Consider the following 25,840-nt stretch of genomic DNA (forward strand, 5'->3'; position numbering starts at 1 on the left):
GCCTTTCCCCCGCTAAGTCCCGTTGGGACTATTCGCCGACAGCGTGTTTTGCGGCCAGCACCTCCCGTATAGCTCCAAGCATGTTTTGGAGCTCTTCGATGCGCTCGTTAATATCGATCTTCTTACGGCGATCATGCTCCACCGAGATGGCGAGCTCAATAATCTGGCGTTCATCTTTCTGGAGCTTGTCCTGCACGTGGTTACGTTCGCAAGTTAATGACGCGACTTCACATGCGTACCGCTCAAGATTTTCCAGCAAGCAGATTGTGTCACAGTCGGAATCAAGAGAGTAGCAACCAATACACTTATACTTGCTTTCTTCAGTATAGGTTTTCATGTTTTCATACCCTTTCTTATATGTTGAGGTTTTCCACACACGGAGTCCAACCTTAGCCGATTGCAGAGGCAAGCGACTCAAGACTTGTTGGCGCGACAATCCCCATATCATCGCTTGCCGATCACCCGGCGCGACAAAAACAGGGGTATGTTCATGCCGAAGGCTTGAGCCACTGCCTGAGGCAGCAACGCAGATACCCGTCCATCCTTAGAATAGAGACAATCTTAATCATCCCTTATTTGATTTTCAAAGATCAGGGCGACGTTGTACTTCGTCGCACGGGAGCTCACCCCAACTTGAGCAATCCAAACCTCCTTAATCCCGGCCTCTCGACCTTCAACCTTACGGAGTCGTTCTAGGCCTCGCTCCGGACACTTGCACTGGATTATGTTTGGTTTTGGACTTATTCCGACCGCCATGACACCTGCTTGCCCAACGAGGATCTTTCTATCTCCCTTTTTTGCCCTACTTGCACGGGAGTATCTTTAATTCTCGACTTATTCCGACTATGGGACGGCAAACAAAAAGTGGAGCTTTAACGGCAACTTGGACATGCAAAGAGACCCCGACCGTCCGAAGGCCAAACGATCAGGGTGACCATACGCATCCTAGATCAGCACCTTGGTATCAGCAGGCGTTGAACCGGCTATGCTATTTTCGATTAATCAGGAGGGACCGACGAGCAGCGGGTGAGAGGCCTACGGGGCGCTCCTATAGGCTCAAGGATCTAGAAAACATGCTCAGGTAGCCGAAGCCCATCGCGGCCCACCATGGCACGAGCGCTTGGCGCGGGGGCTTCGAAGCAAGAATGAGAGCGGAAAAACGGTGCCCGGCGTTATGCTGGAGTTGGATCAAACCACGAGAGCGGGACTCGTAAGAACTTGTGTCCCCTAACCTCGTAAAAACTCCCGTCCCTGGACACCTGAAACAATAATGGTTACGGCTAGCTAGCTCATACAACGCTGCAGCCTCCAGCTATCTGCTAAAATATTTAACACCCTATGCGCTGCTCAATCTATCTCAATAAAATCAGCCTTATACTGTTCGTCAATAGGCGGTTCAAAATCCAAACCTTCTTCTTTGAGGAAATTTCCCGTTCTTTCGAGAAATTCTAGCTCCTCTCTGACAGATGCTATCCCCTTTGCGACCGTATTTTCATCGGCCGAATACACGGTATCTTTCCATTTTTCCGAAATTTGCTTCATCGACAAACCTTCAATCCGATCTTTATAAAAAGCGAATTGCTTGCGTTTATCAACTGGACGGACATCAGGTGGCATTTCCATAAAAACATTTGATTTCCTCTGAACATCCCAGTAGTCAAAGACCTCGTCAATAACACCATCTTTTCTGTTAAGATAACCAGCCAACAACCTTCCAATCTGACTTCTAGTTCCAGCAAGATCTACTTTCAAAAGTATCTCATTAAATCGCCCCCCCTGAACAAAACCTGGAGCCTTTCTCCAATAGCTTCTCTCCGCATTTAAACGCTCAAAGTCTTTGATAAGACTATGAGCAAATTCTGAAACAGATACGTCCACCCCAGCAATTTGAACTTCAGCCAGTTTACGCTCAATTACTCTAACAACATAATCAACCCCGTTGGATATCAATCTCTCTTTTGATTTTTCTCTTCGGATATGTGCCAACCCTATTCGAAATAAGTATTTTTTCTCAACATCTTTTTCAATATCTTGAAAAAAAGGATAGTTCGTGGTCAACAGCTCCATATAGTTTTCAACAATACTCGGCGAGAATAAGTTCATAGCCTTATCGACCCAATCGAGCCATTTCTTAAAAACGACATAATCAGAAAAATCTAAATCAGCAAAATCGTCTGGAAGGGGGACGTGCTTAATAGCGCTTTCTATCTCAGCAACTATTTTATGATAGGCATTGCTAACTCGCAAAAAATCTGCCCACAGTTCATAATATTTCTTAGACTTCTCATCCATACATGCCTCTTTTGGAATTTCTTCGATTTTAAACTTAATCCATAGCTAAGGTTTTAAGCACTCACTTACCGTGATGGGATGTCACAGGATGCCCACATCCCCCAAAGGGCCAACCTTCAACAGGAACTCGGCCGCCCCCTCTCCGTCGACGATGTCGCGGAGCTGCTTGCCCTTGACCCGCGCACCATCAGGAAATACGCTGAGGCATTGGGTGGAGTCCGGGTAGCCGGACGGCTGCGGTTCTTTGAAAACCGGATTAGGAGTTACATCGATGCCAGCACTGTGCAAGCGTCGAGGCAAGGACCGTTGGCGAGCCCAAGTCAGAATGGACGGAAAATCCGTCGCGATCAAGTGGTTCGGCAGCGGAGCGAAGGGCGGCAAGGAGTACAGACAAGCGGTCGCCTGGGAGGAGGAAACCCGAAAGGCGCTGGAGGCGATGCCCGAGCCCGAGATCCCCACGGTGTCTTTGACGATTCGTGATTGGGCAAATGCCTACCTGGATGAGGTGCAGCGCCGCAGGGCAAAATCCACGTACTCGGAGGCCAGAACGGCTTTCAAGTACCTTGGGCGCACCCTTGGGCCGGATTTTGAGATGTCCAGCCTCACTCCGACAGAAGCGCTCAAGCACCTCGACATCCAAAACGACACTCGGTCCGGCAGCGCGGCTAACAAGGATCGGAAGAACCTATCCCGGGGATGGAATTGGGCGAAGAAATTTCTCCCCAATTTCCCCCAGACACCAAATCCCTTCCTCCAGGTCGACCGCTACCCGATCACGCGCAAACCCCGCTATGTCCCGCCTGAAGTTGATTACTGGAAAGTGATGGCGACCCTTGAGGGCCAGGACGAAGTTATGCTGACCGCCTTTTTCCACCTTGGAGCCCGCCGGGGAGAAATCTTCCGGCTCAAGTGGGCTGATGTGGATTTCGGCGGCGAACGCGTCAGACTGGCCACGAGAAAGACCGCTGACGGCAGCTACAAGCACGACTGGATCCCGATGACGCAGGAACTCAAGGCTCGGCTCATGTGGTGGTGGGAAAACCGCCGGCACAAGCAGAGCGAGTACGTCTTCACCGTCACGGGAGATTATCGGTTTGAGAACCAGTGGGAAGGGGAGCCCTTCCGCTACCGCCAGCACTTCATGGATAAGCTGTGTGAACGGGCCGGAGTAAAACCGTTTGGCTTCCATGCCATCCGGCACTTGTCGGCGGTGGTCCTGTACCAAGCTGGCTACCCGGTAGCCATGATCCAGGCCATTCTCCGGCACGACAACGCGACCACCACGGAGAAGTACCTGAAGCGCCTTGGGCTGGACCCCGACAAATTGAAGACGGCTGTGAAGGCTTTCGAGAATCGTGGGCCGGCCAAGGTCATCCCGTTCGAAACCAATAAAAAAGCCCCCGGCAGTATGAGTGCCAGGGGCTAAGAGGAAGGATGCTACCCACCAGGGCTACCCACCCTGAGGGAATGAGGTCCGACTTGACGTAACCTCTTAGAATCGCTTGGCGTCCCCAAGGGGATTTGAACCCCTGTTACCGGCGTGAAAGGCCGATGTCCTGGACCAGGCTAGACGATGGGGACGTTTCTTTTTTCTTGGCTGGGGGACTAGGATTCGAACCTAGGTTGGTGGAGTCAGAGTCCACAGTCCTGCCGCTAGACGATCCCCCAGCAGCCAAGAAGCAGTGTTTTACTCCGGTCCCAGCTCCCCGTCAAGAACTTTTTTCAAACTTTCTCGACGAACCCTAAGCCTTGGCCAGACGACGGGTGCGCTTTTTCAGCTTGTTGATCTGACGGCGCAGAATCTCCTTCTGCTTACGGGTGCCGTCGCCAGAAACCTCGGTGCGAGCCGTACGCAGCGAGCGCATCTTGCTCTTCATCGACAGGATCTTCGTCTTGTACGGAGAAACCTTCGGTCCGTCCTCGCCGCCAATGCCCAGAACTTCCTTGATCTGCACCAGGAGTTCGTCCTTGCCCAGACCAGAAGCGCCGGTCACCTGGGGGATCTGCTTGAGCACCAACTCGCGCAGTTCCTTGGCCGTCATCTTGTCCAGGGGCTTCTTCAGATCAAGCTGCAACCCTTCGCTCATGTTCGCCTCCAAAAAAATGATATCTCGCCTTGTCGGTTCGCCTAGCCCCGCTTCGCGCGGCGCGCCTTGCGTCGCCCGCCCGAACCGGAACCCGGACCGGATTCGAAGTACGCCACATATTTGGCGTAACAGCGTCCGACCGGCGAGTTCGGATCAAGCTTCCCTACAAGCCCGCCCAGCCCTTCGGGCCGTACCTCGGCGGGCGTGGAAAAACGCGGCGGGATCGCCCGCAACGCATCCAAAGGAACCCGGCCTCCTAGCAGATCGAACCGCACCTTGTCAAAGGCTTCGTGGCCCAAAGCCGCATTGACCAGCGATAAAATCTCCGGAGCCGCGAAAACCATCTCCTGCAGCGCCACCGGATCGTCCGCGCCCAGGTACAGATCCCGCCGCTTGTGCCCCAGGGGACGCAGCAATTCCGCCGTCTCCGGCCCCACGATCTCGGCCCAGCGCCGGCAGACCTCAACGAAGTTGCGCTGGGCCGACGCTTCCTGGGCGGCCATGTACCGCTCCACGCTCTCGGACAACCGGCGCAGCATTTCGCCTTCTCCAAAAAGCGCGGGCCGCCAAAAAACGGCCCGCGCCGGAATGGTCGCTAGATCTTAAGCGCCGTGCGCAGATCGGCCGCGGCGTCGGTCACTTCCCAGGTGAACCCGGCCTGCTCACGGCCGAAGTGGCCGTAGCAGGACGTCGGCTTGTAGATGGGCCGCTTGAGGTCCAGGCGCTTGGAGATGTAGTAGGGGCGCAGGTCGAAAACCTCGCGCACGGCCTTGGTCAGGGCCTCGTCCGGGATGTCGCTGGAACCCATGGAAGTCACCAGCACCGACAGCGGCTCGGCCACGCCGATGCAGTAGGCGATCTGGACTTCGCAGCGTTTGCAGGCACCGCTGGCCACCATGTTTTTCGCCACATACCGGGCCATGTACGCGCCCGAGCGGTCCACCTTGGAGGGGTCCTTGCCCGAGAACGCGCCGCCGCCATGGTTGCCCATGCCGCCGTAGGTGTCCTGGATGATCTTGCGCCCGGTCAGGCCGCAGTCGCCCATGGGGCCGCCGATGACGAACCGGCCGGTGGTGTTGATGTAAATTTTGGTGTTCTTGTCCACCAGCGACTCGGGCAGGGTGTGGAAGATGACTTCCTTTTTCACCGCGTCGCACAGGTCGGCGTGGGAGATGTTCTCGGCGTGCTGGCTGGCCACGACCACGTTGTCGATGCGCACGGGCTTGCCGTCGACGTATTCCACGGCCACCTGGGTCTTGCCGTCGGGGCGCAGGAAATCAAGCACCCCGGACTTGCGCACCTCGGTCAACCGGCGCGACAGCTTGTGCGCCCAGTAGATGGGCGCGGGCATCAGCGTCTCGGTCTCGTCGCAGGCAAAGCCGAACATCATGCCCTGGTCGCCCGCGCCCTGGTCCTCGGGCTTGGTGCGCGACACGCCCTGGGCGATGTCCACGGACTGCTTGTCCACCGAGGAGATGACGGCGCAGGTTTCCCAGTCAAAGCCCATGGTGGAGCTGTTGTAGCCGATTTCCTTGACCGTCTCGCGCACGATGGACGGGAAGTCGGCGTAGGCCTTGGTGGTGATTTCGCCGGCGATGAAAGCCAGGCCGGTGGTGACCAGGGTTTCGCAGGCCACGTGGGCGTCGGGATCCTGGGCCAGGATGGCGTCGAGAATGCCATCGGAAATCTGGTCGGCGACCTTGTCCGGATGGCCCTCAGTCACGGATTCCGAGCTGAAAAGATACCGGCCTTTGGCGTTGATCATACGGGATATCCTCCTTGAGCCGGCCGCCTCTGTGCTGGCGACGTCAGCTCCAATGCAATATATCTACGTTGTTGGGAACTGAAATTCGAGTCTCTACCCTTGGAGACGCAAAAAAGCAACCCGAGACGCCATGACGTTAACGCGGCAAATCCGCGGCAAGGCGGTTGTCGATAAGCCGCACGGCGCTAAACCGCACCGCCGTCGCAAAAAGCGCCGGCCGGTCAATGGGTTCCACCATTTCCAGGCTGTCGGGATCGACGCAGGACAGATAGTCGATCTCCCCCAGCGGCACATGGGCCGCATAGTGCGCCCGCACCGCGTCCAGGATGCGGCCGGCCGCCGTCTCGCCGTCCCGGACCATGGCCTCGGCCAGGGCAAGCCCCTGGTTGATGCCCGGGGCTTGCTCCCGCTCCTGCGGCGTCAACCGGACGTTGCGCGACGACAGCGCCAGTCCGTCGGCCTCGCGCACGATGGGGCCGCCCACGATCTCCACGCCAAAACCCAGGTCCGCGTTCATGCGCCGGAGAATGGCGAGCTGCTGCCAGTCCTTTTGCCCAAAGACCGCCACGGTCGGGCGCACCAGCAAAAAGAGCTTGGACACCACCGTGCACACGCCCCGGAAATGGGTCGGCCGCGACGCGCCGCACAGATGCCGGGCCAAGGTCGGCACTTCCACCCAGGTGGCGGCGGCCGGCTCGTACATGGCCTCGGGGCTTGGCGCAAAAAGCACATCCACTCCGGCCGCCTTGGCCAAGGCGGCGTCGCGCTCCAGATCGCGGGGATAGGCGTTGAGATCCTCGCCCGGCCCGAACTGGGTGGGATTGACGAAAACGCTGGCCACCACCGTCTCGGCCCGCCCCCGGGCCAGACGCATGAGGCTTTCGTGGCCGGCGTGCAGATAGCCCATGGTGGGCACGAAGCCGACGCTACGGCCCTGGCGCGTCCACTGCCCGGCAAGTTCCCGCAAGGCCGAAGGTTCCTTGATGATCTCCACGGCAAGCCTCCTTTGACTTCCGCGCGACAACTAATACCGGCCCGGAAAACTGTAAAGCCGGCCATGACAAATGCCCCGGCCCCGGGTATGTTCGGCCCATCCCATCGCCAAGGAGACCCGCATGTTCCAACGCCGCCTGCTCGCCGCCGCCCTCATCGCGGCCACGACCTGCCTTTCGCCCCTGGCCGCCAAGGCCGCCAAACCGGCCCCGGCCGAGGCTACCGAAAATCCCCCCACCCTGTCCGCCGCCGCCCTGCTCCCCGACCCCGTGCTGGTCGGCCCCAACCACAGCGTGGACGACAAGGTGGTCAACGACGGCTACATCAATACCTATATCATCCATACGCCCAAATCCGGCGACCTGCGCGTGGAATCCACGGCCAAGCTCTACGCCACCATCCAGGAACTCAACGCCGCCGCCGCCATGGACCAGGTCAACGCCGGGGCCGAAATCGGCAAATCCGTGGCCAAGTCCGCCGCCGGAGCCGTCACCGGGGCCTTCAACCTCATCGTCCACCCGGCCGACAGCCTGTCCAACGTCGGCAAATCCTTCTCCCGGGCCACCACCAAAAGCGACCGGCCCACCGGCGACGACGGGACCATGGGCGAACTGCTCGGCTACAACCGGGCCAAGCGCGAATACGCCAAGGCCTTTGGCGTCAATCCCTACTCCGACGACCCGGTGCTCCAAAAATCCCTCAAGCGGCTGGCCGGAGCCGGCTTCTTCGGCTCGTTTGCCGCCTCGGCCGCCATCCCCGGCGGCGCGGCGTTCACGTTCATCAACAACGCCAACCTCACCCCCCAAAGCGCCGTGGACGTCTCCATCCCGCCCGAGGATCTCTTTGCCTCCAACCGCGAACGCCTCAAAGCCATGGGCGTTTCCCCGGAACAGGCGGAACTCTTTGTGGAAAACCCCAACTTCGACCCCATCCTGCAGACCCGTTTCGTGCTGGCGCTCGACCGCATGACCAACGTCGCCGGCCGGCCGGCCTTCGTGAAGTTCGCGCTATTCACCAACAACGCCGATCTGGCCTTTTTCCGCACCCGCATGGCCGAACTATACGCCAACCTCAACGCCACCACTGATCCCATTAAAAGCTTCATCACCGCCGGCAAGTTCGTTCTGGCCGAGACCCAAAACGGCGGCATCCTGGCCGCCTTCCCCCTGGACTACCTGGCCTGGACCCCGGGTGTGGCCGATATCGCCGCCATCCTCGGCGACGCCGCCACAGCCAAGGGCGCCAAGATCAAAAAGCTCGTCATCGCCGGCGAAGTCAGCCCCATGGCCGCCAAAGCCCTCAAAAAAGGCGGCTGGACCTTGGTCCAACTCCGCGAAGGCCTGCGCGCTTCGCGGTAAGGGCGAGAGAGAAGAGAAGAAAAGAGGAAGAGTGCCTCCGGCGGCCAAAGGGGCTGAGCCCCTTTGGAAACCCCACCAGGGTCATGGGGGGGCCGAAGCGGCGGGGGTACTATTTGATGCGCGTGGAAAGGGCCGTGACGAAAAATCGTCACGGCCCTTTGCGTGTTGTGTCGTGACCTTAAAACGACGCGGCGGAAGCCGTGGGGATTCAGGTCGTTGACCCGGCCGGTTCGGCAGGCTTGTCACCCAGGCCGGGCAGGCCGGCCACGCCGGGCGCGCCGTATTCCACCGCGTGCAGGCAAAGCCCCTGGGCCGGGGCCGTGCCCGGCGCGCGCCGCCGGTCGCCGGCCGCAAGCAAGGTCGCTACGTCCTCGGCCGTCGCCTTGCCCCGCCCCACGGCCACCAGCGCCCCCATGAGGTTGCGCACCATCTGCTTGAGAAATCCCTCGCCGTGAAACCGCCAGACCGTCTCGTCCGGGCCGGTCCCGGCCAGACGCGACACGTCCCAGACCCGGCGCACCGTGGAATGGACGTCGGTGCCGGCGTTCTGGAAGGCGGCGAAATCGTGCTCCCCGACAAAAAGCCCGGCGCAGGCCTCCATGGCCGCCACGTCGAGGGTCCCGTAGCGTCCCACGTCCCAAACGTAGGGCCGCCGCCAGGGCAGCACATGCCCGGGCCGCGTCCACAACGTATAGCGATATTCCTTGCCCGTGGCGTCAAAGCGGGAATGAAAATCCGGGGCGACCAGCCGCGCCTCGGTCACGGCCACGTCCTTGGGCAGAAGCGCGGTGAGCGCCTTGCCCCAGGGCAGCCCGGCCCGATGCTCGGGCACGTCGGCATGGGCCACCTGGGCCAGGGCGTGGACCCCGGAGTCGGTGCGCCCGGCCCCGTGGACCCGCACAGGCTGGCCGCACAGGGTCGCCAGCGCCTCCTCCAGACAGCCCTGGACCGTGCGTCCCCCGCCGGCCGCCTGGATCTGCCAGCCGGCGAAGTCCGTGCCGTCGTAGGCCAGGGTCAGCCGCAACCGCGCCATGCCTACTCGGCCTGGGGCGGCAGTTGCATGGAGGTGAGCATTTCGGTCAGCCCGGCCGCCTTCTTGGCTTCCATGTTGTTGAGCACGTCGCCGGCCTGACGTCCGCGCATCCCTGCCAGAATTTTGACCGCGATGGCGTTGTCCAGGGTCTCCAGCACCTTGGCCGCCTGCTTGGCGTTCATGTTGGAATAGACGTCGATCAGGTGCTTCAGCTTCTGGTCCTTGATGCCCTTGGCTTCCTCAAGCATGGCCTTGAGGTTCGTTTCCATGTCCTTGAGCTTGGTCATGCGGTTCCCCAACTCCGCTTCCAAGGTCTTGAGCGACTGTTCGCGCTGGTCCAGCTCGTCCTGGCGCTTGAGCAGGGCATTGACGTCGGGCGAGCCGGGCGTGGGGGCCGCCGGCGCGGGGCTGGGCGGCACGGTGGCCGGCGGCAGCGGATTTTGCTGGGCCAGGACCGGGACCGGACCGGCCAGGGGGCCGGGCAAGGGCGCGACAGGCAGGCGCGGAGCCGTGGCCACGGGCGCGGGCGGATCGGGCAGGAGCATGTCCAGGCCCATGAACACGAGGATGCCGAGCTTGATGGCGGCCAGCATCACGAACACGCCGAGCACCTTGGTGGCCCGGGGGGCGATGCGGCCGGCCAGCCGTTCGCAGGCGGTCACAAACCGTTCGCCCATGTCAGTAAACCGGCGGCTGGTAGCGGATGGACGCCATGTCGTCGTTCTCGTTCTGCTCGGCGAGCTTTTCTTGCTGGGCATGGCGTTCCGCCTTATTGGACTTGAGTTTTTCCAAAAGTTTCTTGTCTTTGGAGCGCGTCACCAGGGTACGGCGGCAGCGTTCCCGGACCTCTTCCAGTTCGGCCAGCTTCACCTGCCCGGTCTGGATGTCGGCCACCAGCCGTTTGCGGTAGGCCTGCCAGAGCCACAGCTCCTCGGGCGTCACCACGGCCTTTTGCGACATGGACGCCTCGCGGGCGTTTTTTTCATTGATGATGCGGTCGACTTCCCGCTGCTTGGCCGTGCAGGCGGCGCTGGCCTTGCCAAGCTCCATCTTGGCCCGCTCTTCCAGCTGGCCCCGGATGTCGAGCACACGCTCAAGGTTGAATCGAAAAGGTTTGGCCACATCGCACCTGCCGGGATTTTGTCAGTCTGGCCGCCTACTTTGCAAGACACGGGCCAGTCTTAGAGCAATCCCCCGGCCAGGGCGCACAGTTCCCCGGCCACAATGGCCGCGCCCAAAAAATCGCCGTTGATGCCGCCCTGCTCCCGGGCAAGCGCGGCCAGCCGCCACAGCACCACCCCGCATAGCGCCGCGCCCCAGGCCGCCGCCCAAAGCCCGCCGGCCGCCGCCAGCGCGGCCAGCCCCAAAAGCACCGAAAAGCCCGTAGCCCTGCGCGTCGCCCCGGGCAGGCACAGCGATCCCAGGCCCGGCCGGCCCAGATCCCGGCAACAGCGCATGAGCGCCACGGCCAGCGCTCGCCCGGCCACCGGCGCGGCGGCCAGAAGCCAGACCTTGCCCACGCCCAAAAGCTCGGCCCCCAAAGCCGTCTGGCCGACCAGGGCCACCGCAATGGCCATGCCGCCAAAGGCCCCGATGCGGCTATCTTTCATAATGGCGAAAAACCGCTCGCCCCGGGTGAAGCTGCCCCAGGCGTCGGCCACGTCGGCAAACCCGTCGAGATGCAGACCGCGTGTGAGCGCCAGATTGCCCACGGCGTAGGCAAAGGCCCCGGCCAGGGGATGGCCGCCGAAAAGCCCCAGCGCCAAGGGCACGGCCAAAACCAGCCCCAGCGTCGCGCCGACCAGCGGAAAACATGGCACGCAGGCCGCCATGTCCGGGTCGCGCACCGCCGGCCCCAGCCGGGTCAGAAATCCCAAGGCCGCCAGATAATGCCGCCAAATGCTCACGCGCCGCCCTCCGGCAACCAGAATTCCAGAAAATCGCCCCGCGACAGCCCCAAAGCCGCCGCTGCCGAGCCGTCCCGCACCGCCAGCTCCAGATAGCCCTGGCTGCCGGCCAGAAACCCCACCACGCCCGACGAAAGCTCGCCATAGGTCGCCGCCCGGGCCAGCTCCCGGCCCACGGGCGCGATCAGCCGGGCCTGGCGGAAATTCCCGAAACGCTCCACGTCGCAGCTCGTGACCACATTGCCGAAAACATCGACGGACAACACCCGGGACGAAACCGCCTCGCCCCGCCGCTTGGCCGACAAGCCCGGCAGCGCGACCAGCGCCTCCCAAGACAACTGCGGCCCAAGCTGCTCGATGGCGTCACCGGCCGCCAACCGGGCCGCCAACGGCGCGAACACGTCGCGCCCGTGAAACGTGGCGCTGGCCGGGGCCAGATGCGGCGTGGCGTCATAGGCGCGCACCGCCTCGGCCCGGGCCAAGGCCAAGGTCAAAAGCCCGTTGTCCGGGGCCAGCACGAACCGCCCGTCCAGCTCCGCCGCGATGATCCGCCGGGCCGTGCCCACGCCCGGATCGACCACCGCAGCCACAACCGCCCCCGGCGGCAGCCACGGCAACGTCGCGGCCAGAAAAAACGACGCCTGGGCCACGTCGCCCATGGCCACGCCATGGCTCACGTCAAGCAGCATCGCCCACGGCGCGGCGCAGGCCAGCACCGCCTTCATCTGGCCCACATACGGGTCGGACAACCCGAAATCCGTCAACAACGCAATCAGCGGCGCTCGCTGCATGGCCCGTCTCCTTGGCTGGGGCGCTGCCCATCACCGGGCGCTGCCCGGACCCGCACGGGCGCTGCCCGTGACCCGCTGGAACGCTGTCCCATACCCGGCCAGGGCTTTGCCCTGGACCCACCGGGCTCTGCCCGGACCCGGCAGGGCGCTGCCCTGCACCCGCCGGGGGGCTCAGCCCCCCGGACCCCCGACCTGGGCGGCGGACGGCGGGGATGGTTCGGACCGCGATGGCCCCAAGATTTGGGTCGGGATTCGGGCCGATGCTGCCGCCGCTGGCGCGGCAGGCTCATCGGCCCGAATCCCGACCCCAACCAGCCGGCGACGCCCCAAAGCCGGCGTCGCATGTGTAGAGGAAGAACTTTTGGGAAGCAACGGCGGCGGATTAAAGACTCGCGAGAAACGGGGGCCGGTTTGCTGTCGGGACGCCACTAACGCAACCCAATGTCTTTCCCGGGCGAACCGGGGCGTCGGAATGGGTCGTCGCCGAACTCCCGGCGCAAGCCGGGTGTATCGGCGGCGGCCCATTCCGACGCCCCATGCGGCGCAGCCGCCCAGCGCGCCAGCGCCTCTTTTCCCCGCACGCACCACGCCGCTCGGCCCGTGTGCGACTCCCCCAAGACAGCTAGTGTCCGGGCGCTCATTGCAACCGCGTCTTCAGACTCCGCTCGTGACCCCCTGCCCGCTACATACAGCCAGGGGGCCGGAAATCTTCCGCGCAGCCGCGTCTTCTGCGCCAGCTTGTGGCTCCCCGGCCCGCCACAGACGGCCAGGGGGTCCGGGGGGATTATCCCCCCGGCGGGTCCGGGCAGCGCCCGGCGGGTGCAGGGCGGAGCCCTGCCGGGTCACGGGCAGCACCCGTGCGGGTCCAGGGCAGCGCCCTGGCAGGTGCAGGACAGCGTCCTGCCGGGTCCAGGGCAGCGCCCTGGCGTTATTTATTGTCTATTGCCGGTGCCGCAGCCGGAGCGCACGGACTGACAGTAGGCGACGCAGGCCTTGTCGCCGCGACATTTGGCGACGCAGGACTGGTACTGTTTGGCGCACTGTTCGGGGGTTTCGGGCGCGCTGTTGCCCAGGGAGTTAAGCATTTGCTGGGTGACTTGGATGGTGGGCAGGTTGGGTTGGACGGCGATGCCGTTTTGGACTTGCATGACGGCGCCGCAGGTCAGGTAGCATTGGGGCACGGCGGCATTGCACACGACGCTGGGGTCGTGGTTGGCGCCGTAGGGCATGACGATGGCGGCCAGGGGCATGCCGTCGGGTTTGACGCAGTAGAACTGGCTTTGGGCGTTTGCGGCGGCGGCGACGAGCAGCAGGCCGACGAGGACGGCGGGAGCGAAAAGACGTTTCATGGCGATACCTCCTTGCGGGGACGGTTCTCCGCTATCCGTGGGGTACAACAACTTCTGGCTGTTGTCATGAATTTCGGGTAGGGGAAAACGCGTTGCGGGCGGGGTCGGCGCTCGTTCAAAAATGGGCAAGCCCCGTTGACTTTTGGCGGGCGACCATGCTAGGCCGTCGGGACTTGTGAACTTGTGCACGAGCACCGGCTAAGCGGGCCGCGGGGCGTGTCGCCTGTCGCAAGGCAGGAGCCTTTGAAATGCTTGGCAAGTTGATCAAGGACAAGGCGGTTCGGGAGTCCATCGCCTCGGCATCGGTGGTGGGTCTCAATCTGGTGTCGGCCACCTTTGTGGGGCTGCTCATCGGCTGGTGGCTGGACCGCTGGCTTGGAACCGGCCCTTGGCTTTTATTGACGTTTTTGATTCTGGGCATTGCCGCCGGATTCAAGAACATGGTGCTTGAGGTTCGAAAGATTCAGAAGGCTGACGCCGAGGAACACCAAGAGCATGGGCAAGATGATGCAAAACCTTAGGGATGGGCTGGATCGCTGGTTGTACCGGCGGGGCTACGTGCATCCCGAGGTGCGCGAGTTGGTGCGCAACCAGCTTGTGCTGACGGCGCTTGTCTGCGTCGCCTGTCTGCCTTTTGCCGGTGTTTCGGTGGCGGCTTGGTCGTTTGCGGCCGGCACGGCCATCATCACGGCCAATTTCTGTTCCCTGGCCAAGTTCGGCCAGCGGATCACCGGTTTTGGGAACAAGCGCGAGGCCATAGCGGCGGTGCTGGCCCGGTTTTACTTCCGGCTGGCCCTTACTGGCCTTGTGCTTTTCGGTTTGATCGTCTGGTTTGGGGCTACGCCGTTGCCGCTTCTGGCCGGCATCGCCACGGTGGTGGTCAATTTCATCGTCTGGGGCGTCGCGCGCCACGCCGGCTCCAAGACGCACCAAACGCTTACGGGAAAGGAGGCATAGGACATGGCTGGTGGGTTGCCGCATCCGGTTCTGCTCGTCGACGAGGCCGCGAAGAGCGTTGGGCTGTATAAGCTCAACGACGTCTTCCACGCCCAGGTCATCGATTCCAACGTGATTTACGCCTGGTTTGCCATGGTCCTGCTCATCATCCTGGGCACGCTGGCCACACGCAAACTGGCCATGGTTCCCAGCGGACTGCAGAACTTCTTCGAAGTTGTGGTCGGCGGCCTTGAGTCCTTCGTCGTCGAGAACATCGGCGAAAAAGGCCGCAAGGTGTATCCGTTCCTGTGCGCCCTGTTCCTGTTCATCATCACCGGCAACCTCATCGGTCTGGTGCCGGGCCTTGATTCCCCGACCAACAACGTGAACACCAACGCCGCCATGGCCTTGACCGTGTTCGCCTACTACAATTTCTGGGGCATCCGCATGTGGGGCGCCGGCTACATCAAGCACTTCATGGGCCCCTTCTGGTGGCTCGTGCCGCTCATGCTGCCCATCGAAATCATCTCGCACCTGGCCCGGCCGCTTTCGCTCACGCTGCGTCTTTTCGGCAACATCCGCGGCGAGGAAATCGTTCTGGTCCTGCTTTTCGCCCTGGCTCCGGTGGTCGGCACCTTCCCGATGTACTTCCTGTTCTCGCTGGCCGACTGCATCCAGGCCTTCGTGTTCTTCATGCTGGCCATGATCTACCTCAAGGGATCGCTGGACCACGCGCACTAGGATTGGGGGAAATGGTCCTTAGGACCGTAACTTTAAACACCTGTTTTTCAGGAGGATCGACATGCGTAAGGCTTTCATGACCATCTTCGCGACCGCTGCCCTGCTCGCCCTTGCTTCCGTGGCCTTCGCCGCCGACACCGCCGGCGCCATGGGCGCCATCGGCACCATCTCCTGGGCCACCGCCATCGGCATGGGCCTGGCCGCCGCCGGCTGCGGTCTTGGTCAGGGTCTGGGCCTGAAGGCCGCCTGCGAAGGCACCGCTCGCAACCCCGAGGCCGGCGGCAAAATCACCGTCACCCTGATCCTCGGCATGGCCTTCATCGAATCCCTGGCCATTTACGCCCTGGTCGTCTGCCTGATCCTGCTCTTCGCCCACCCCTTCGCGAAGATCATCACCGGCTAATGACTGCATGATCGAAAGGAGGCCGGGAGCCCCGGCCTCCTTTTTTTTTCCCAGCAACCTGCACGCGCAAACGAGTGACGCCTTGAAAAGCGAACACATCCCCAAGGCCACGATCAAACGGCTGGCCATGTACGTGCAAGTGCTCGAGACCCTCAAGCGCGAAGGCTCCCAAGTCGTCTCCTCCGAGCTTCTCGCCCGCACCTGCTCCGTCAATCCGTCCCAGATCCGCAAAGACCTCGCCTACTTCGGCGAATTCGGCGTCCGTGGCGTCGGCTACCACGTCCAGGACCTCATCTATTCCATCAAGCACTCCCTGGGCGTTGATCGCGTTTGGAAGTGCGCCCTGGTCGGCATCGGCAATCTGGGCAAGGCGCTGCTGCGCCATCAGGATTTCAAATTTCGCGGCTTCGACATCGTCGGCGCTTTCGATTGCGACCCCTTCAAGATTGGTGAGGAAATCTCCGGCCTGGAAGTGGTCTGTACCCGCCGTCTCAAGGATGCGGTCAAGGAACTGGGCATCGAGATCGGCCTTATCACCACGCCGGTCAACCGGGCCCAGCGCGCCACGAATTTCCTCATCGAAGCCGGCGTCAAGGGCATCATCAACTACTCCCCGGCCATGCTCACCGTGCCGCCCGACGTGTACGTGGAATACGTCGATTTCTTCCACCATTTCTATTCCGTGGCCTTTTCCATCACTCTCGACCGCCATCAGGACCGCATGGGCGGCGACGAAGACGATTAGCCGCCCCGCTCCCGTGGCCCAGGCGGCTTGCAATTCCCGGCTTCGGCCGGGTTTCTTTTTTGCCCCCGGGTAAAATACAGCCCAATACCATGCAACACCAGCCACCGCACATCCTCGGCAAAGGCGTTTTCAAGGCCGCCTTATCCCTGACGCTGCCCATCGCCATGGGCTATGTGCCTGTCGGCATGGCCTACGGCGTGCTGGCCGGCAAGGCGGGCTTGTCGGCGGTAAACGTCCTGCTCATGTCCGTGCTGGTCTATGCCGGTTCGGCCCAACTCGTGGCCGTGGGGCTTTTTGCGTCGGGTGCGGCCTTGGCCTCCATCGTGGCCACGACCTTTGCCGTCAATTTGCGCCACGTGCTGTTTGCCGCCGCCATGTCGCCCTTGCTTCGCGGCTGGCGCAAGCGGGAGCTGGCCGCCTTTGCCTTTGAACTCACCGACGAGAGCTTTGCCCTCCACGCTGCCCGTTTCGGGCGCGGCGACCGGGACAAGGGACTCACCCTGACCATCAACGTCCTGGCCCAGGCTTCCTGGGTCGGCGGCACGGCCCTTGGCCTGCTTGTCGGCGACGTCATGGGCGATGGCCGGGCCTTTGCCCTGGATTTCGCCTTGCCGGGCATGTTTCTGGCCTTGCTGGCCGGCCAGTTGGCCGGACCATCCCAGGTGGCGGCAGCCGTGGCCGGAGCAGGGTTGTCCCTGGGCGCGGCGGCTCTGGGCATCACCGGCTACGGCGCGTTGGCGGCCGGGCTGGCCGGCGCGGCTTGCGGCTTTGGAGTGGAAAAATGGATGATGCGAAAGCCTGTCTGACCATCGTGGCCATGGCCGGGGTGACCTACCTCACCCGAAGCGCGCCGCTGCTGGCCTTGGCCGGCCGGACGCTCTCGCCCTGGGCCATCCGGCTTCTGGCCCATGTGCCGGCGTCGGTGCTGGCCGCCCTGGTCGCGCCGGCCTTACTGCGCCCGGACGGCCGGTTCGACGTGGGCCTTGGCAACGTCGTCTTGTGGGCAGGGCTGGCCGCGTTTGCCCTGGCTGTGCGCACCCGCGGCTTCTTCGGCCCGGTGGCCCTGGGCATGGGGATCGTGGCGGCCGCGCGCTATTTTCTCGGCTAAAGGCCCACGGGCCAAGTCAGAACTACACCTGATCCATCTGGTCCAAGGGCGTGCCCCGCGGTTTCACCGCCACAAAGGGTGACGCCGATGACGATGCTTTTCAGCTGTTCTCGCCAGCCGTACCGTCCGCGCCAGCGACCGGCGGTTTCCGGCCCGCTCTTCCTGCATCGCGGCCTTGGCTCGCATGTACAAGGCCAAACGCGATTTCGGCTACGCGCTCCCTGATTCATGGCCACTCACCAGACCTGGCCTGGCCACGCTTTCCATTGATGCTGTCTAGGAAACCGTTTCGCGATGGCCGACAAGGCGATAGCGGGTGGACGGGCCTTTGCCTTCCTTGACCACGATGCCCCGGGACACGAGATCCTGGAGATCGTGCTGGGCGGTGCGTTGGGGCACGTCGCTGCCGCCGGCGTCCTGGTAGTCCTTGCGCGAAAAATTCGGCCGATCAAGCAGTTCGCGCAGGGCTTTGCGCTGTCGTTGGGACAAAGGCGCGTCAAGAACGTGGGGTTCCTGGGGCGTTTCGGGCTGGGGCGAAAACGTCCCTTGGGCCGGGAGCTCGCCGGGCATGGCGTCCTCGAAATGGATGTCCTCGGCCAGGATGAGTTCCCGTTCGGCCAGGGCGGCCGCCCGGATGATGCAGTTCTTGAGCTCTCGCACATTGCCCGGCCAGGCATGGTGCAGGAGCTTGTCCAGGGCGCCGCGCGAGAGGGACAGTTCGCCCTTGCCCATGCGTCGGCTGGCCAGCTTGAGGAAATAGCCGGCCAGGACCGGAATGTCGTCCTGCCGGTCGCGCAGTGCCGGCGTGTTCACCGCCAGCACTTGGAGTCTGTAAAAGAGATCTTCCCGGAATTCGCCCGAGGCCACCAGATCCTTGAGATTGACATTGGTGGCGGCGATGACCCGGGCGTCGAAAGCCTGTTCCTCGTCGCTGCCCAGGGGGCTGATGCGCCGCACCGACAAGGCGCGAAGCAGGGCCTGCTGGACGCGCGGCGAGGCATTGCCGATCTCGTCCAAGAGCAAGGTGCCGCCGTCGGCGGCCAGGAAAGCGCCCTTGCGGTCGCTCTTGGCTTCGGAAAAAGCCCCTTTGACGTGCCCGAAAAGGGCGTCCATGAGCAGGTTTTCATCCAGCGCGCCGCAGTTGATGGAGATAAAGGGCATGTCCTTGCGGCGGCTCAGGCGGTGGATGGCCTCGGCGGTCAGCTCCTTGCCGGTGCCGGTTTCGCCGATAATGAGCACGTCGGCATCGGTGGCGGCAATTTTTTGTATGCGGGAGAGCAAGTTATCCATGGCCGGGCTGTGCCCGACCAGATCTTCCAACGCTTCGTCCCGCAAAACCTGGCGCGATGCTGGCGCGATCAGTTGGACGCGTTCCCGATCGCGCACCGAGCGTAACCGCTCATCGCGCACCTTGATTTCCATCTCCTTGGACAGCAAGGCGGCCACCAAGCGGTTGATGGCGCGCTTGAGGGTGGCCGTATCCAGGTCGCTGTCGGGCAGGTCGATCTCATGGAGCCGGCCTTCCAGGCGCATGGACCGGACCTCGTCGGCCAGACGCAGGATGGGCTTGGTGATGACCCGGGCCAGGATGATGATGCCGCCGGCCATGGCCAGGACCGCGCCCAAAGTGGTGACGAAAAGGATGTTGAACTGGCCGAACTCGGCCGCCCGGGGGAGCAGGCTGCGATCAATGTAGACAACGCCGCCCACGATCTCGGCGTCTTCCCCGCCAAGGCCCCGGAAACGCACCGGCGCATAGCCGATGAAGTCGTCGCTGCTGGCGATCTTGGACGGGCCGAAATCGGCTTCGCCGCGTTCCAGGCCGGATTGGCCCTGCTGGATGCCCGTCACCATGCGCCAGAAAGTCTCATGGCGGGGGCCAGGGCGAAACGCGCCGTCATAGCCGGGCTTGCCGTGGTCGCCGGACAACCCGGACTTGGCTGTCTCCACGGAAAGCTCCCGGACCGGATCGTCCAGGGTCTCGGACTGAAACAGGATCCAGCCCCGCTCGTCGCAAAAAAAACTCAGCCGATTCTCGGCTGTGCGGTTAAAACCCGCCAGCGGCGAACGCGGCGAGTTGTACAGCGAGAGAACATTACGCAATTGCCTAACATCTATAGATAAAACAAGAAAACCGGCGACTCGGCCATCCTCTTCGACCACCGGCGAGGTCAGCCGCAGCAAGGCCAGATCTCGCTGGCGGGGTTTACTGCCAAAACCGGTGGGCGGATAATAGACTTCCACCAATTCCGACAAGGACACATGGCCGCGCTTGAGGTCGATGGCCTTGCGCGAGACCACCAGCGGGCTGTTCTTGGCCTGCTGGACCACCTCGGGGGGAACCTCCTCCACCCGCTCCCCGCTTTTAATAAACACGTACTGGTTGTCCGGTCCGTCGCCGACATAAGCGGCCTCGGCATAGAGCTGGCCTCGGGCGGCGGCCGAGGCTTCCATGAAGTGGCGCAGCCGTTCCCGGGTCATGGCACGATAGCTCATGGCCACGATGTCTTCCCGGCAGCCTTCAAGAAGCGTCTCGATTTCGTGGGCCTGGGCCAGGGTCATGGTCAGGGTCGTGCGGCCCAGGGCCATATCGATGTACCGGTTGGAGAAGACGTTGAGCACAAGGCCCGTGGCGGCCAGGACCACGACCACAGGAGGGATGAGGAAGACCAGCAGTTTCTTGCGGATGCTCCAGTCGGACAGGCCTTTGAGATAGGCCTCCGAGGGGCCGGCGCCGCTGGGGCGGCGAAACAGGCTCAGCATGGGACCTCCTGACCAACCGGAGACGTTGCGCGTTTTGCGCGATCAGCATTTTCTTGCGCTATGAATACGCAAAAATAGCGCCGTCTCGTCAAGCGCTTTTTTTCACGAAAAAACTTTATACAAAAATTTCAATTAGATAATCACGCCGGCACACCCCTTGCTTTAAACCAGCGCGAAAACAACGCGGCCAAGGTCGCCCGAAACAGGCAAGGAGGTGTTCCCATGAAGATGCTCGTCGCTCTCGATCAGTCCCCCTACGCAGTGACCGTTCTGGAAAAAGCCATCGCCCTGGCCAAGCTCGAAGGAGCCACGCTGTCCATCATGACCGTGGCCGAAGATTTCATGGACCTCGGCGACTACATCGACGTCAATTCCATTACCGACAAAGTGTTCGCCGCCACCAAGGTCGCTGCCCAGGATTACGGCAAGGTCGCCAAGGCTGCCGGCATCGACGCCGAAGTCATCGTGGAACAGGGCGTCTCGCCGGCCGATCTCATCATCGCTCATGCCAAGAACAAGGGCATCGACATGATCATCATGGGGCATCAGGGGAGAAAAGGCGTGGCGCAGTATCTGATCGGCTCGGTTGCCACCAAGATCGTGCGCCACGCTCCGTGTTCGGTTCTCGTCGTCCGTTAACTTTTTGGAGGGGAAACAGCATGTTCACGAAAGGCAAGGCTTTACTGGCAATGTTCGTCACCGGCCTGCTTCTGGCTCCGACCATGGCCTTTGCCGCCGGCGGCGGCGGCGCGCCCATCGTCATGGTGGCCGACACCCGCAAGCTGACCGGCATCATGGCCTGGTGGGCCAATCTCTATAACGAGTCCCACCTCTACTTCACCATTCTGACCGTCATTCTCATTCCGGTCATCGGCGTGATCTTCGGCGTGTTGGCCGACATCATCATGCACTTCATCGGGATCGACCTGAAGTCCCGCGACCTGGCCGAACACTAAACCGAAACGCCTGACTGACAGAAGGAGAACACCATGGAATGGCTTTATATCCTGATGCCCATCGCGGGCGTGAAAATCTTCTGGCCCGGCCTTATCATCCTCGGCATCGGCGTCGGCGTCATCGGCGGCTTCTTCGGCATGGGCGGCGCCTGGATGGTTACCCCGGGCCTGAACATCCTCGGCTTCCCCATGGCTTTCGCCATCGGCACCGACATTGCCCACATGGCCGGCAAATCGCTCATTTCCACCATGCGCCACGGCAAGTTCGGCAACGTCGACTATAAGCTGGGCCTGATCATGCTGGTCGGAACCGTGGTCGGCTTCGAAGTCGGCGCGCAAATGATCATGTGGCTGGAGCGCATCGGCAAGGTCGACATGGTCGTGCGCTGGATCTACCTCGGCCTGCTGGCCTTCATCACCTGGATGGTCTTCACCGACATCGCCCGCCGCAAGGCCAAGGACCGCGCCGCCATCGCCGCCGGCAAGGAAGTGGACAAGAACGCCACGGGCCTTGAGTGGCACAAGACCCTGCACAAGATCAAGATTCCCCCCATGGTCAACCTGAGCGTGGCCGGCATCTACTGCTCCGCCTGGCTGCCCATCGGCGTCAGCTTCTTCACCGGCTGGCTGGCCGGCATCCTGGGCATCGGCGGCGGACTTATCCGCATGCCCGCCCTGATCTACCTCGTTGGCTGCCCGACCCACGTCGCCGTCGGCACCGACCTCTTCGAAGTCGCCATCTCCGGCCTCTACGGCGCCGCCTCCTACACCTACAAGGGCCGCACCGAACTCGTGGCCGCCATCATCATGCTCATCGGCGCAGCCATGGGCGCCCAGGTCGGCGCGGTGGCCACCAAGTACATCAAGGGCTACGGCATCCGCATCGCCTTCGGCCTGGCCGTCATCGGCTGCGCCATCTCGGTGTTCTTAAAGCTCTTGCCGGTCTACATTCCCTCCATCAACCAGATCTGCGACATCATCGCCACCTACATGATCCTTGGCCTGGTCTCGGCGCTGGCTCTCTACATCACCATCAGGATGGTCCAGGGCGCCAAGAACGAAATCGCCGCGAAGAAGGCCAAGGCCTAGGCCGCGCAACAGCCAAAGGAAAGGAGAACGCCATGCGAAACATGCTCAAGAATATGCTGCTGGCCGCCCTGCCCGTCGTCTTCCTGGCCGGCTGCGTGGATTACGGCAAGGTTGACCAGGGCCGCACCGTGGCCGTGGACAAGGACAAAAAGACCGTCACCTTCATCCGCGACAAGGCCAATGACTGGCAAAAGCCCGACTACACCTATCTGCCGGCCCTGACCTACAGCTTCCCCGTCGACCCGGCGGAAATGGGCGAGACCCCCAAGGCCGGCCTGCGCATGAAGCTGGACGCCGAAAAGGCCCAGGTCGTGCTGTACGATCCCAAGAAGCAGAACTTCGAGACCATTCCCATCCAGATCGTGGACAAGCAGGAAGGCATCGACGGCAAGCACCCGCTGGTGTACGACGCCGCCGCCGACAAGGCCAAGCAGTTCCCGGCCCTGGACAAGGACAAGAAGACCGTGTCCATCTACTCCGGCCGCCAGAAGCTGCTCGTCACCTTCCTCGTGCCCGAACAGTACGAGTCCCTGCCCGCCGCCGCCTGGGATTCCGGCGACGAAGTGCGGGTCTACTACAAGGAAGACGGCAAGGCCCTGCGCCTGATGAACGTCACCAAGACCAACATCTTCAAGAAGTAACGCAGCGTAACCCCACACCCCGCCCAAGCCTCCCCGGCCCGGCCCTCCCTGGGCCGGGGAGGCCCTTCAAAGGAGCCGCCATGTTCTTCCGCAACGACGACGAAAGCCGCGCCCCGGAACTCAACAGCCGCCAGCGCACCGCCGTCATCCTCATGGATGTGGCCGTACTTGCCGAAGTCACCCTTTCCGTTTACCTTGCCTCCAAGCAACCGGACGAATTCACGCCGGTGTTCATGAAGGCGTTTTTCTCCATGCTCCTCCCGACCCTGGCCCTTGGCATCTACGCCATCCGTCGCTACCGCGACCGCCCCGTTCCCGACGCCGGAGTCCAGGCGTGAACGAGCGCGGCCTTGTGCGCCTGCGCGCGGCGCTGGGCTGGCTGGCCGCCGGCCTGTGCCTGTCCGCCGCCGTAGCCCTGGCCGACAGTTTTGTGTCCAGTGTGCGCACCGGCCCGAACACCTTCTCGGTTCCGGCCGGCGGCACGGAAAGCCTTTCCGGGCCGCTGCCCGTGGAAGCCAAGGACGCCCAGGACATGGCCGTTTCTATCGACCGCCCGGGCGTTTCGCTCAACATCACCACCCAGACCCAGGGCTTCTGGATGGGCAACCGCATGTGGCAGGGGACCCTGACCGCCGCCCCGAACGCGGCCCCGGGCATGACCACCGTGGTCCTGCGCGGCCCCGGCGGCGACGCCGCCTCGCCGCCCCAGCCCTTTTTCATCCACCTCTTCGCCGACGAAGCCGCCCTCAAAGCCGCCTCCCAGTCCCACTTCGTGCGCCTTACCGGCCAGTCCCCCATGGCCGTCGCCGGCTACTGCCTGGCCGCTGCCTGTCTGGTCGGCTGCGGCGTCTACCTCGCCTCCCGCCGCCTGGAAGCCATCTGGGCCAGCCAGGGCAAGGCCGTGGTCTACATGACCAAGAAAACGCCTGACGGCCTGCTGATTTCCTTTGCCCTGGGCTCGGAGCAGGGCCTGGCCACCGGCTGCGCCGTGGATGTCCACGACGAGTCGGGCCTGCCCGTGGCCAAGGCTTCGGTGGTGCGCTGCTCCGCTGCCGACGCCGCCGCCCTGGTGGTTGGGCAGGACAAGGTGACCCTGGGCAACATCGTGAGCCTGGCCGCCGCCCCGGCCAAGGCCGCCGACGCCCCCCACGCCTAAGACCCGCGTAAAAAAAGGGACCGCAGCCGAAACCACGATCCCTGACGACGCTTTTCCCGCCCGTTTCCGGGCCCTTGCCGGCTAGCCCAGGTTCTGCGCAGCGAACTCCCAATTGACGAGCTTTTCCAGCACGCCCTTGACGTATTCCGCCCGGCGGTTCTGGTAATCCAGATAGTAGGCGTGCTCCCAGACATCGATGACCCACAGGGGCTTCAAGCCTTCCTGCAGGGGGTTGTCGGCGTTGCCGGTCTTGACCACGGAAAGTTTGCCGGCGGGATCGGCCACAAGCCAGGCCCAGCCGCTGCCGAACTGGGCCACGGCCGCCTCGGCCAGGGCCTTGTTCAGGGCCTCCTGGCCGCCAAAGGAGGTGTCAATGGCCTTTTGCAGCTTGGCCGAAGGCTTGCCGCCGGCGGCCGACAGCCCGTTCCAGTAGAACACGTGGTTCCAGGCCTGGGCCGCATTGCGGAATAGGCCCACCAGCTTCTGGTCCTTGGCTGCTTCCAAAAAGACCTTTTCCAGGGGTTGGCCGGCAAGGGGCGTGTCGGCCACCAGTTTGTTGGCGTTGTCGAAATAGCCCAGGGTGTGCTTGCCGTAATGAAAGCTCACGGTCCTGGCCGAAATGACCGGCTCCAGGGCGTTTTCGGCATAAGGCAGTTTGGGAGCCTCGAAGGCGGCGGCTGCGGCCGATGACGGACGCAGCATCCCTCCGGCCATAAAAAAAAGTCCCGTGCCGGCCACCAGACGCAGGGCCTGGCGGCGGGAAACGGTCAACGGACTCGGCATGGCGCATCCTCCTTGCGCGGGGCGACTGACGGACACCCGGCGCGTTGGCGGTTGGGCGGGCCGGCGCGAGCCGGCCCGCCTGGGGATTGCGCCCCTTATGCCACAAAATACGGAAGAGGGGAACGGGGAAAGGCTACTTGGCCGGCGCGTCGCCGTTTGGGGGCAGCGTCCGGCCCTGGGGATCGGCCGGAGGCGGACCATCGGCCGCCGAAGGCGGATTGCCGGGGGCGGCCTTACCGGTCGAATCGGCGGCCGGGTCGGTCTCGGCCTTGTCAGCCGGCCTGGTTGCGCCATCCGGGCGAGGCGTCTTCTCCGGCCAGGCGTCCCGGCGAGGCGGCGGGCCGAAGCCCGGCCCAGGGCCGCCCGGTCGCGGCGGGCCGAAGCCGTCTGGGGGGGGGCCGAAACCATCAGGCGGCGGACCAAAGCCGTCTGGCGGGGGCGGCGGCGGCAGATCCCACTCCGGATCGAACAGGTCCGGCGGCGGTGGCGGGCCATGGCGAGGACCGAAGCCGTCAGGCGGCGAGCCGAAGCCGTCGGGAGGCGGAGGCGGCGGGCCGAGACGGTCCATGACCTTGCGCCGGGCCTCCAGCCGGGCCATGACGTCGGCGAATTTTTCCCGCTGTTCCGGCGTCAAAAGCGCCTTGGTCAATTGAATGCTCGTGTCGATGAGCTCCTGCATGCGCGGTTCCTGCTCGCGGCGCAGAGCAATGATCTGCCGGGTCGTGTCCATGATGATGGGCCGCAGCTTGTCCTGCTGCTCCTGGCTGAGATCGAGATCGCTGGTGATGCGCCGCAAGGCCATGGCGGCGAAATGGCGTGGATCGCCGTGCATGAGGGCCAAGGGGCCGCGTTCTCCAAGCAGCCGGGAGCCGACGACGCCTACCACCGCGCCCGAGGCAAAAAGCACGACGCCGGCAATGATCTTTACGAATTTCGGATGCATG

Annotated in this window: 30 protein-coding genes and 2 tRNA genes; 15 read left to right on the forward strand and 17 right to left on the reverse strand. The window is 62.9% G+C overall.

Going from position 1 to position 25,840, the window contains the following annotated elements; genetic code table 11:
- Positions 1 to 28: 28 nt before the first annotated feature.
- On the reverse strand, positions 29 to 337 hold the full coding sequence (locus tag DMR_RS19740; protein WP_043601212.1) for a hypothetical protein: 309 nt from the start codon (positions 335 to 337) through the stop codon (positions 29 to 31).
- A gap of 1,010 nt (positions 338 to 1,347) precedes the next feature.
- Positions 1,348 to 2,292 (reverse strand): hypothetical protein, encoded by a 945-nt coding sequence (locus DMR_RS19745; RefSeq protein ID WP_043601215.1) that lies wholly within the window; start codon positions 2,290 to 2,292, stop codon positions 1,348 to 1,350.
- 271 nt (positions 2,293 to 2,563) lie between these two features.
- Here DMR_RS19745 and DMR_RS19750 point away from each other — a divergent pair, with 271 nt between their 5' ends.
- Positions 2,564 to 3,718 (forward strand): tyrosine-type recombinase/integrase, encoded by a 1,155-nt coding sequence (locus DMR_RS19750; RefSeq protein WP_015862818.1) that lies wholly within the window; start codon positions 2,564 to 2,566, stop codon positions 3,716 to 3,718.
- 77 nt (positions 3,719 to 3,795) lie between these two features.
- Here DMR_RS19750 and DMR_RS19755 read toward each other — a convergent pair.
- The 6 genes from DMR_RS19755 to panC form a co-directional block, all read right to left on the reverse strand.
- A tRNA-Glu gene (locus DMR_RS19755) sits at positions 3,796 to 3,873 on the reverse strand.
- A gap of 13 nt (positions 3,874 to 3,886) precedes the next feature.
- Positions 3,887 to 3,960, reverse strand: a tRNA-Gln gene (locus tag DMR_RS19760).
- Positions 3,961 to 4,034: 74 nt separating this feature from the next.
- On the reverse strand, positions 4,035 to 4,379 hold the full coding sequence (locus DMR_RS19765) for a hypothetical protein (protein ID WP_015862819.1): 345 nt from the start codon (positions 4,377 to 4,379) through the stop codon (positions 4,035 to 4,037).
- Between the two features lie 41 nt (positions 4,380 to 4,420).
- Positions 4,421 to 4,918: a DUF721 domain-containing protein gene (locus DMR_RS19770; protein WP_043601218.1), complete on the reverse strand. Its 498-nt coding sequence runs from the start codon at positions 4,916 to 4,918 to the stop codon at positions 4,421 to 4,423.
- Between the two features lie 56 nt (positions 4,919 to 4,974).
- A complete protein-coding gene (gene metK, locus DMR_RS19775; RefSeq protein WP_015862821.1) occupies positions 4,975 to 6,144 on the reverse strand; it encodes a methionine adenosyltransferase in 1,170 nt (389 codons plus the stop codon).
- Between the two features lie 136 nt (positions 6,145 to 6,280).
- A complete protein-coding gene (gene panC / locus DMR_RS19780; RefSeq protein ID WP_015862822.1) occupies positions 6,281 to 7,138 on the reverse strand; it encodes a pantoate--beta-alanine ligase in 858 nt (285 codons plus the stop codon).
- Between the two features lie 121 nt (positions 7,139 to 7,259).
- Here panC and DMR_RS19785 point away from each other — a divergent pair, with 121 nt between their 5' ends.
- Entirely contained in the window at positions 7,260 to 8,495 is a 1,236-nt protein-coding gene (locus tag DMR_RS19785) for a hypothetical protein (RefSeq protein WP_043601221.1), read from the forward strand.
- 208 nt (positions 8,496 to 8,703) lie between these two features.
- On the opposite strand, the gene truA is transcribed toward DMR_RS19785, so the two are convergent.
- The 6 genes from truA to DMR_RS19815 form a co-directional block, all read right to left on the reverse strand.
- Positions 8,704 to 9,528, reverse strand: coding sequence for a tRNA pseudouridine(38-40) synthase TruA (gene truA / locus DMR_RS19790; protein WP_015862824.1), 825 nt, complete (start codon positions 9,526 to 9,528; stop codon positions 8,704 to 8,706).
- Between the two features lie 2 nt (positions 9,529 to 9,530).
- On the reverse strand, positions 9,531 to 10,205 hold the full coding sequence (locus tag DMR_RS19795; protein ID WP_015862825.1) for a MotE family protein: 675 nt from the start codon (positions 10,203 to 10,205) through the stop codon (positions 9,531 to 9,533).
- Position 10,206: 1 nt separating this feature from the next.
- The gene (gene fliJ, locus DMR_RS19800) at positions 10,207 to 10,650 is read right to left on the reverse strand and encodes a flagellar export protein FliJ (protein ID WP_015862826.1); all 444 of its coding nucleotides are present in this window, start codon (positions 10,648 to 10,650) and stop codon (positions 10,207 to 10,209) included.
- 59 nt (positions 10,651 to 10,709) lie between these two features.
- Positions 10,710 to 11,435: an adenosylcobinamide-GDP ribazoletransferase gene (locus DMR_RS19805; protein ID WP_015862827.1), complete on the reverse strand. Its 726-nt coding sequence runs from the start codon at positions 11,433 to 11,435 to the stop codon at positions 10,710 to 10,712.
- The gene (locus DMR_RS19810; RefSeq protein ID WP_015862828.1) at positions 11,432 to 12,226 is read right to left on the reverse strand and encodes an SAM hydrolase/SAM-dependent halogenase family protein; all 795 of its coding nucleotides are present in this window, start codon (positions 12,224 to 12,226) and stop codon (positions 11,432 to 11,434) included. The genes DMR_RS19805 and DMR_RS19810 overlap by 4 nt, the downstream gene beginning before the upstream one ends.
- A gap of 932 nt (positions 12,227 to 13,158) precedes the next feature.
- Positions 13,159 to 13,575 (reverse strand): hypothetical protein, encoded by a 417-nt coding sequence (locus tag DMR_RS19815; protein ID WP_015862829.1) that lies wholly within the window; start codon positions 13,573 to 13,575, stop codon positions 13,159 to 13,161.
- Between the two features lie 248 nt (positions 13,576 to 13,823).
- Between DMR_RS19815 and DMR_RS19820 the strand changes: the two genes are divergently transcribed.
- The 7 genes from DMR_RS19820 to DMR_RS19850 all read left to right on the forward strand — a co-directional run bounded on the left by DMR_RS19820 (position 13,824) and on the right by DMR_RS19850 (position 17,508).
- A complete protein-coding gene (locus tag DMR_RS19820) occupies positions 13,824 to 14,096 on the forward strand; it encodes an AtpZ/AtpI family protein (protein WP_015862830.1) in 273 nt (90 codons plus the stop codon).
- Positions 14,071 to 14,532 (forward strand): ATP synthase subunit I, encoded by a 462-nt coding sequence (locus tag DMR_RS19825; protein ID WP_015862831.1) that lies wholly within the window; start codon positions 14,071 to 14,073, stop codon positions 14,530 to 14,532. The genes DMR_RS19820 and DMR_RS19825 overlap by 26 nt, the downstream gene beginning before the upstream one ends.
- A 3-nt stretch (positions 14,533 to 14,535) precedes the next feature.
- On the forward strand, positions 14,536 to 15,252 hold the full coding sequence (gene atpB / locus DMR_RS19830; RefSeq protein ID WP_015862832.1) for a F0F1 ATP synthase subunit A: 717 nt from the start codon (positions 14,536 to 14,538) through the stop codon (positions 15,250 to 15,252).
- A gap of 61 nt (positions 15,253 to 15,313) precedes the next feature.
- Positions 15,314 to 15,655 (forward strand): ATP synthase F0 subunit C, encoded by a 342-nt coding sequence (gene atpE / locus DMR_RS19835; RefSeq protein WP_015862833.1) that lies wholly within the window; start codon positions 15,314 to 15,316, stop codon positions 15,653 to 15,655.
- Between the two features lie 82 nt (positions 15,656 to 15,737).
- Positions 15,738 to 16,400, forward strand: coding sequence for a redox-sensing transcriptional repressor Rex (locus DMR_RS19840; RefSeq protein ID WP_015862834.1), 663 nt, complete (start codon positions 15,738 to 15,740; stop codon positions 16,398 to 16,400).
- Positions 16,401 to 16,489: 89 nt separating this feature from the next.
- Positions 16,490 to 17,206, forward strand: coding sequence for an AzlC family ABC transporter permease (locus DMR_RS19845; protein WP_015862835.1), 717 nt, complete (start codon positions 16,490 to 16,492; stop codon positions 17,204 to 17,206).
- A complete protein-coding gene (locus DMR_RS19850; protein ID WP_015862836.1) occupies positions 17,182 to 17,508 on the forward strand; it encodes an AzlD domain-containing protein in 327 nt (108 codons plus the stop codon). The genes DMR_RS19845 and DMR_RS19850 overlap by 25 nt, the downstream gene beginning before the upstream one ends.
- Positions 17,509 to 17,784: 276 nt before the next feature.
- Here DMR_RS19850 and DMR_RS19855 read toward each other — a convergent pair whose 3' ends face one another.
- Positions 17,785 to 20,271: a sigma 54-interacting transcriptional regulator gene (locus DMR_RS19855; RefSeq protein ID WP_015862837.1), complete on the reverse strand. Its 2,487-nt coding sequence runs from the start codon at positions 20,269 to 20,271 to the stop codon at positions 17,785 to 17,787.
- 222 nt (positions 20,272 to 20,493) lie between these two features.
- Between DMR_RS19855 and DMR_RS19860 the strand changes: the two genes are divergently transcribed.
- The 6 genes from DMR_RS19860 to DMR_RS19885 all read left to right on the forward strand — a co-directional run bounded on the left by DMR_RS19860 (position 20,494) and on the right by DMR_RS19885 (position 24,113).
- Positions 20,494 to 20,910, forward strand: a complete 417-nt coding sequence (locus tag DMR_RS19860; RefSeq protein ID WP_015862838.1) for a universal stress protein — start codon at positions 20,494 to 20,496, stop codon at positions 20,908 to 20,910.
- 20 nt (positions 20,911 to 20,930) lie between these two features.
- Positions 20,931 to 21,227, forward strand: coding sequence for a DVU0150 family protein (locus DMR_RS19865; protein ID WP_015862839.1), 297 nt, complete (start codon positions 20,931 to 20,933; stop codon positions 21,225 to 21,227).
- Between the two features lie 33 nt (positions 21,228 to 21,260).
- Positions 21,261 to 22,316, forward strand: a complete 1,056-nt coding sequence (locus tag DMR_RS19870; protein ID WP_015862840.1) for a sulfite exporter TauE/SafE family protein — start codon at positions 21,261 to 21,263, stop codon at positions 22,314 to 22,316.
- Positions 22,317 to 22,348: 32 nt separating this feature from the next.
- The gene (locus DMR_RS19875) at positions 22,349 to 22,957 is read left to right on the forward strand and encodes a DUF4881 domain-containing protein (protein WP_015862841.1); all 609 of its coding nucleotides are present in this window, start codon (positions 22,349 to 22,351) and stop codon (positions 22,955 to 22,957) included.
- Between the two features lie 80 nt (positions 22,958 to 23,037).
- A complete protein-coding gene (locus DMR_RS19880; protein WP_015862842.1) occupies positions 23,038 to 23,295 on the forward strand; it encodes a hypothetical protein in 258 nt (85 codons plus the stop codon).
- A complete protein-coding gene (locus DMR_RS19885) occupies positions 23,292 to 24,113 on the forward strand; it encodes a hypothetical protein (RefSeq protein WP_015862843.1) in 822 nt (273 codons plus the stop codon). The genes DMR_RS19880 and DMR_RS19885 overlap by 4 nt, the downstream gene beginning before the upstream one ends.
- Before the next feature lie 81 nt (positions 24,114 to 24,194).
- Here DMR_RS19885 and DMR_RS19890 read toward each other — a convergent pair whose 3' ends face one another.
- Positions 24,195 to 24,896, reverse strand: a complete 702-nt coding sequence (locus DMR_RS19890) for a superoxide dismutase (protein ID WP_015862844.1) — start codon at positions 24,894 to 24,896, stop codon at positions 24,195 to 24,197.
- A gap of 133 nt (positions 24,897 to 25,029) precedes the next feature.
- Positions 25,030 to 25,839, reverse strand: a complete 810-nt coding sequence (locus tag DMR_RS19895; protein ID WP_043602049.1) for a Spy/CpxP family protein refolding chaperone — start codon at positions 25,837 to 25,839, stop codon at positions 25,030 to 25,032.
- Position 25,840: the final 1 nt, after the last annotated feature.

This window comes from Solidesulfovibrio magneticus RS-1 (assembly GCF_000010665.1).
In the GTDB taxonomy this organism is placed as follows: Bacteria; Desulfobacterota; Desulfovibrionia; order Desulfovibrionales; family Desulfovibrionaceae; genus Solidesulfovibrio; species Solidesulfovibrio magneticus.

What these genes read in the sequence shown, in the direction of transcription:
- atpB (WP_015862832.1), top strand. Translation starts at nt 14,536, where the DNA reads ATGGCTGGTGGGTTGCCGCATCCGGTTCTGCTCGTCGACGAGGCCGCG.
- DMR_RS19865 (WP_015862839.1), top strand. Translation starts at nt 20,931, where the DNA reads ATGTTCACGAAAGGCAAGGCTTTACTGGCAATGTTCGTCACCGGCCTG.
- DMR_RS19895 (WP_043602049.1), bottom strand. Translation starts at nt 25,839, where the DNA reads ATGCATCCGAAATTCGTAAAGATCATTGCCGGCGTCGTGCTTTTTGCC.
- DMR_RS19785 (WP_043601221.1), top strand. Translation starts at nt 7,260, where the DNA reads ATGTTCCAACGCCGCCTGCTCGCCGCCGCCCTCATCGCGGCCACGACC.
- DMR_RS19740 (WP_043601212.1), bottom strand. Translation starts at nt 337, where the DNA reads ATGAAAACCTATACTGAAGAAAGCAAGTATAAGTGTATTGGTTGCTAC.
- DMR_RS19880 (WP_015862842.1), top strand. Translation starts at nt 23,038, where the DNA reads ATGTTCTTCCGCAACGACGACGAAAGCCGCGCCCCGGAACTCAACAGC.
- metK (WP_015862821.1), bottom strand. Translation starts at nt 6,144, where the DNA reads ATGATCAACGCCAAAGGCCGGTATCTTTTCAGCTCGGAATCCGTGACT.
- DMR_RS19845 (WP_015862835.1), top strand. Translation starts at nt 16,490, where the DNA reads ATGCAACACCAGCCACCGCACATCCTCGGCAAAGGCGTTTTCAAGGCC.
- DMR_RS19855 (WP_015862837.1), bottom strand. Translation starts at nt 20,271, where the DNA reads ATGCTGAGCCTGTTTCGCCGCCCCAGCGGCGCCGGCCCCTCGGAGGCC.
- DMR_RS19810 (WP_015862828.1), bottom strand. Translation starts at nt 12,226, where the DNA reads ATGCAGCGAGCGCCGCTGATTGCGTTGTTGACGGATTTCGGGTTGTCC.
- DMR_RS19860 (WP_015862838.1), top strand. Translation starts at nt 20,494, where the DNA reads ATGAAGATGCTCGTCGCTCTCGATCAGTCCCCCTACGCAGTGACCGTT.
- DMR_RS19890 (WP_015862844.1), bottom strand. Translation starts at nt 24,896, where the DNA reads ATGCCGAGTCCGTTGACCGTTTCCCGCCGCCAGGCCCTGCGTCTGGTG.
- DMR_RS19765 (WP_015862819.1), bottom strand. Translation starts at nt 4,379, where the DNA reads ATGAGCGAAGGGTTGCAGCTTGATCTGAAGAAGCCCCTGGACAAGATG.
- DMR_RS19750 (WP_015862818.1), top strand. Translation starts at nt 2,564, where the DNA reads ATGCCAGCACTGTGCAAGCGTCGAGGCAAGGACCGTTGGCGAGCCCAA.
- DMR_RS19870 (WP_015862840.1), top strand. Translation starts at nt 21,261, where the DNA reads ATGGAATGGCTTTATATCCTGATGCCCATCGCGGGCGTGAAAATCTTC.
- DMR_RS19770 (WP_043601218.1), bottom strand. Translation starts at nt 4,918, where the DNA reads ATGCTGCGCCGGTTGTCCGAGAGCGTGGAGCGGTACATGGCCGCCCAG.
- DMR_RS19820 (WP_015862830.1), top strand. Translation starts at nt 13,824, where the DNA reads ATGCTTGGCAAGTTGATCAAGGACAAGGCGGTTCGGGAGTCCATCGCC.
- DMR_RS19795 (WP_015862825.1), bottom strand. Translation starts at nt 10,205, where the DNA reads ATGGGCGAACGGTTTGTGACCGCCTGCGAACGGCTGGCCGGCCGCATC.
- DMR_RS19825 (WP_015862831.1), top strand. Translation starts at nt 14,071, where the DNA reads ATGGGCAAGATGATGCAAAACCTTAGGGATGGGCTGGATCGCTGGTTG.
- DMR_RS19745 (WP_043601215.1), bottom strand. Translation starts at nt 2,292, where the DNA reads ATGGATGAGAAGTCTAAGAAATATTATGAACTGTGGGCAGATTTTTTG.
- DMR_RS19850 (WP_015862836.1), top strand. Translation starts at nt 17,182, where the DNA reads ATGGATGATGCGAAAGCCTGTCTGACCATCGTGGCCATGGCCGGGGTG.
- DMR_RS19875 (WP_015862841.1), top strand. Translation starts at nt 22,349, where the DNA reads ATGCGAAACATGCTCAAGAATATGCTGCTGGCCGCCCTGCCCGTCGTC.
- truA (WP_015862824.1), bottom strand. Translation starts at nt 9,528, where the DNA reads ATGGCGCGGTTGCGGCTGACCCTGGCCTACGACGGCACGGACTTCGCC.
- atpE (WP_015862833.1), top strand. Translation starts at nt 15,314, where the DNA reads ATGCGTAAGGCTTTCATGACCATCTTCGCGACCGCTGCCCTGCTCGCC.
- DMR_RS19815 (WP_015862829.1), bottom strand. Translation starts at nt 13,575, where the DNA reads ATGAAACGTCTTTTCGCTCCCGCCGTCCTCGTCGGCCTGCTGCTCGTC.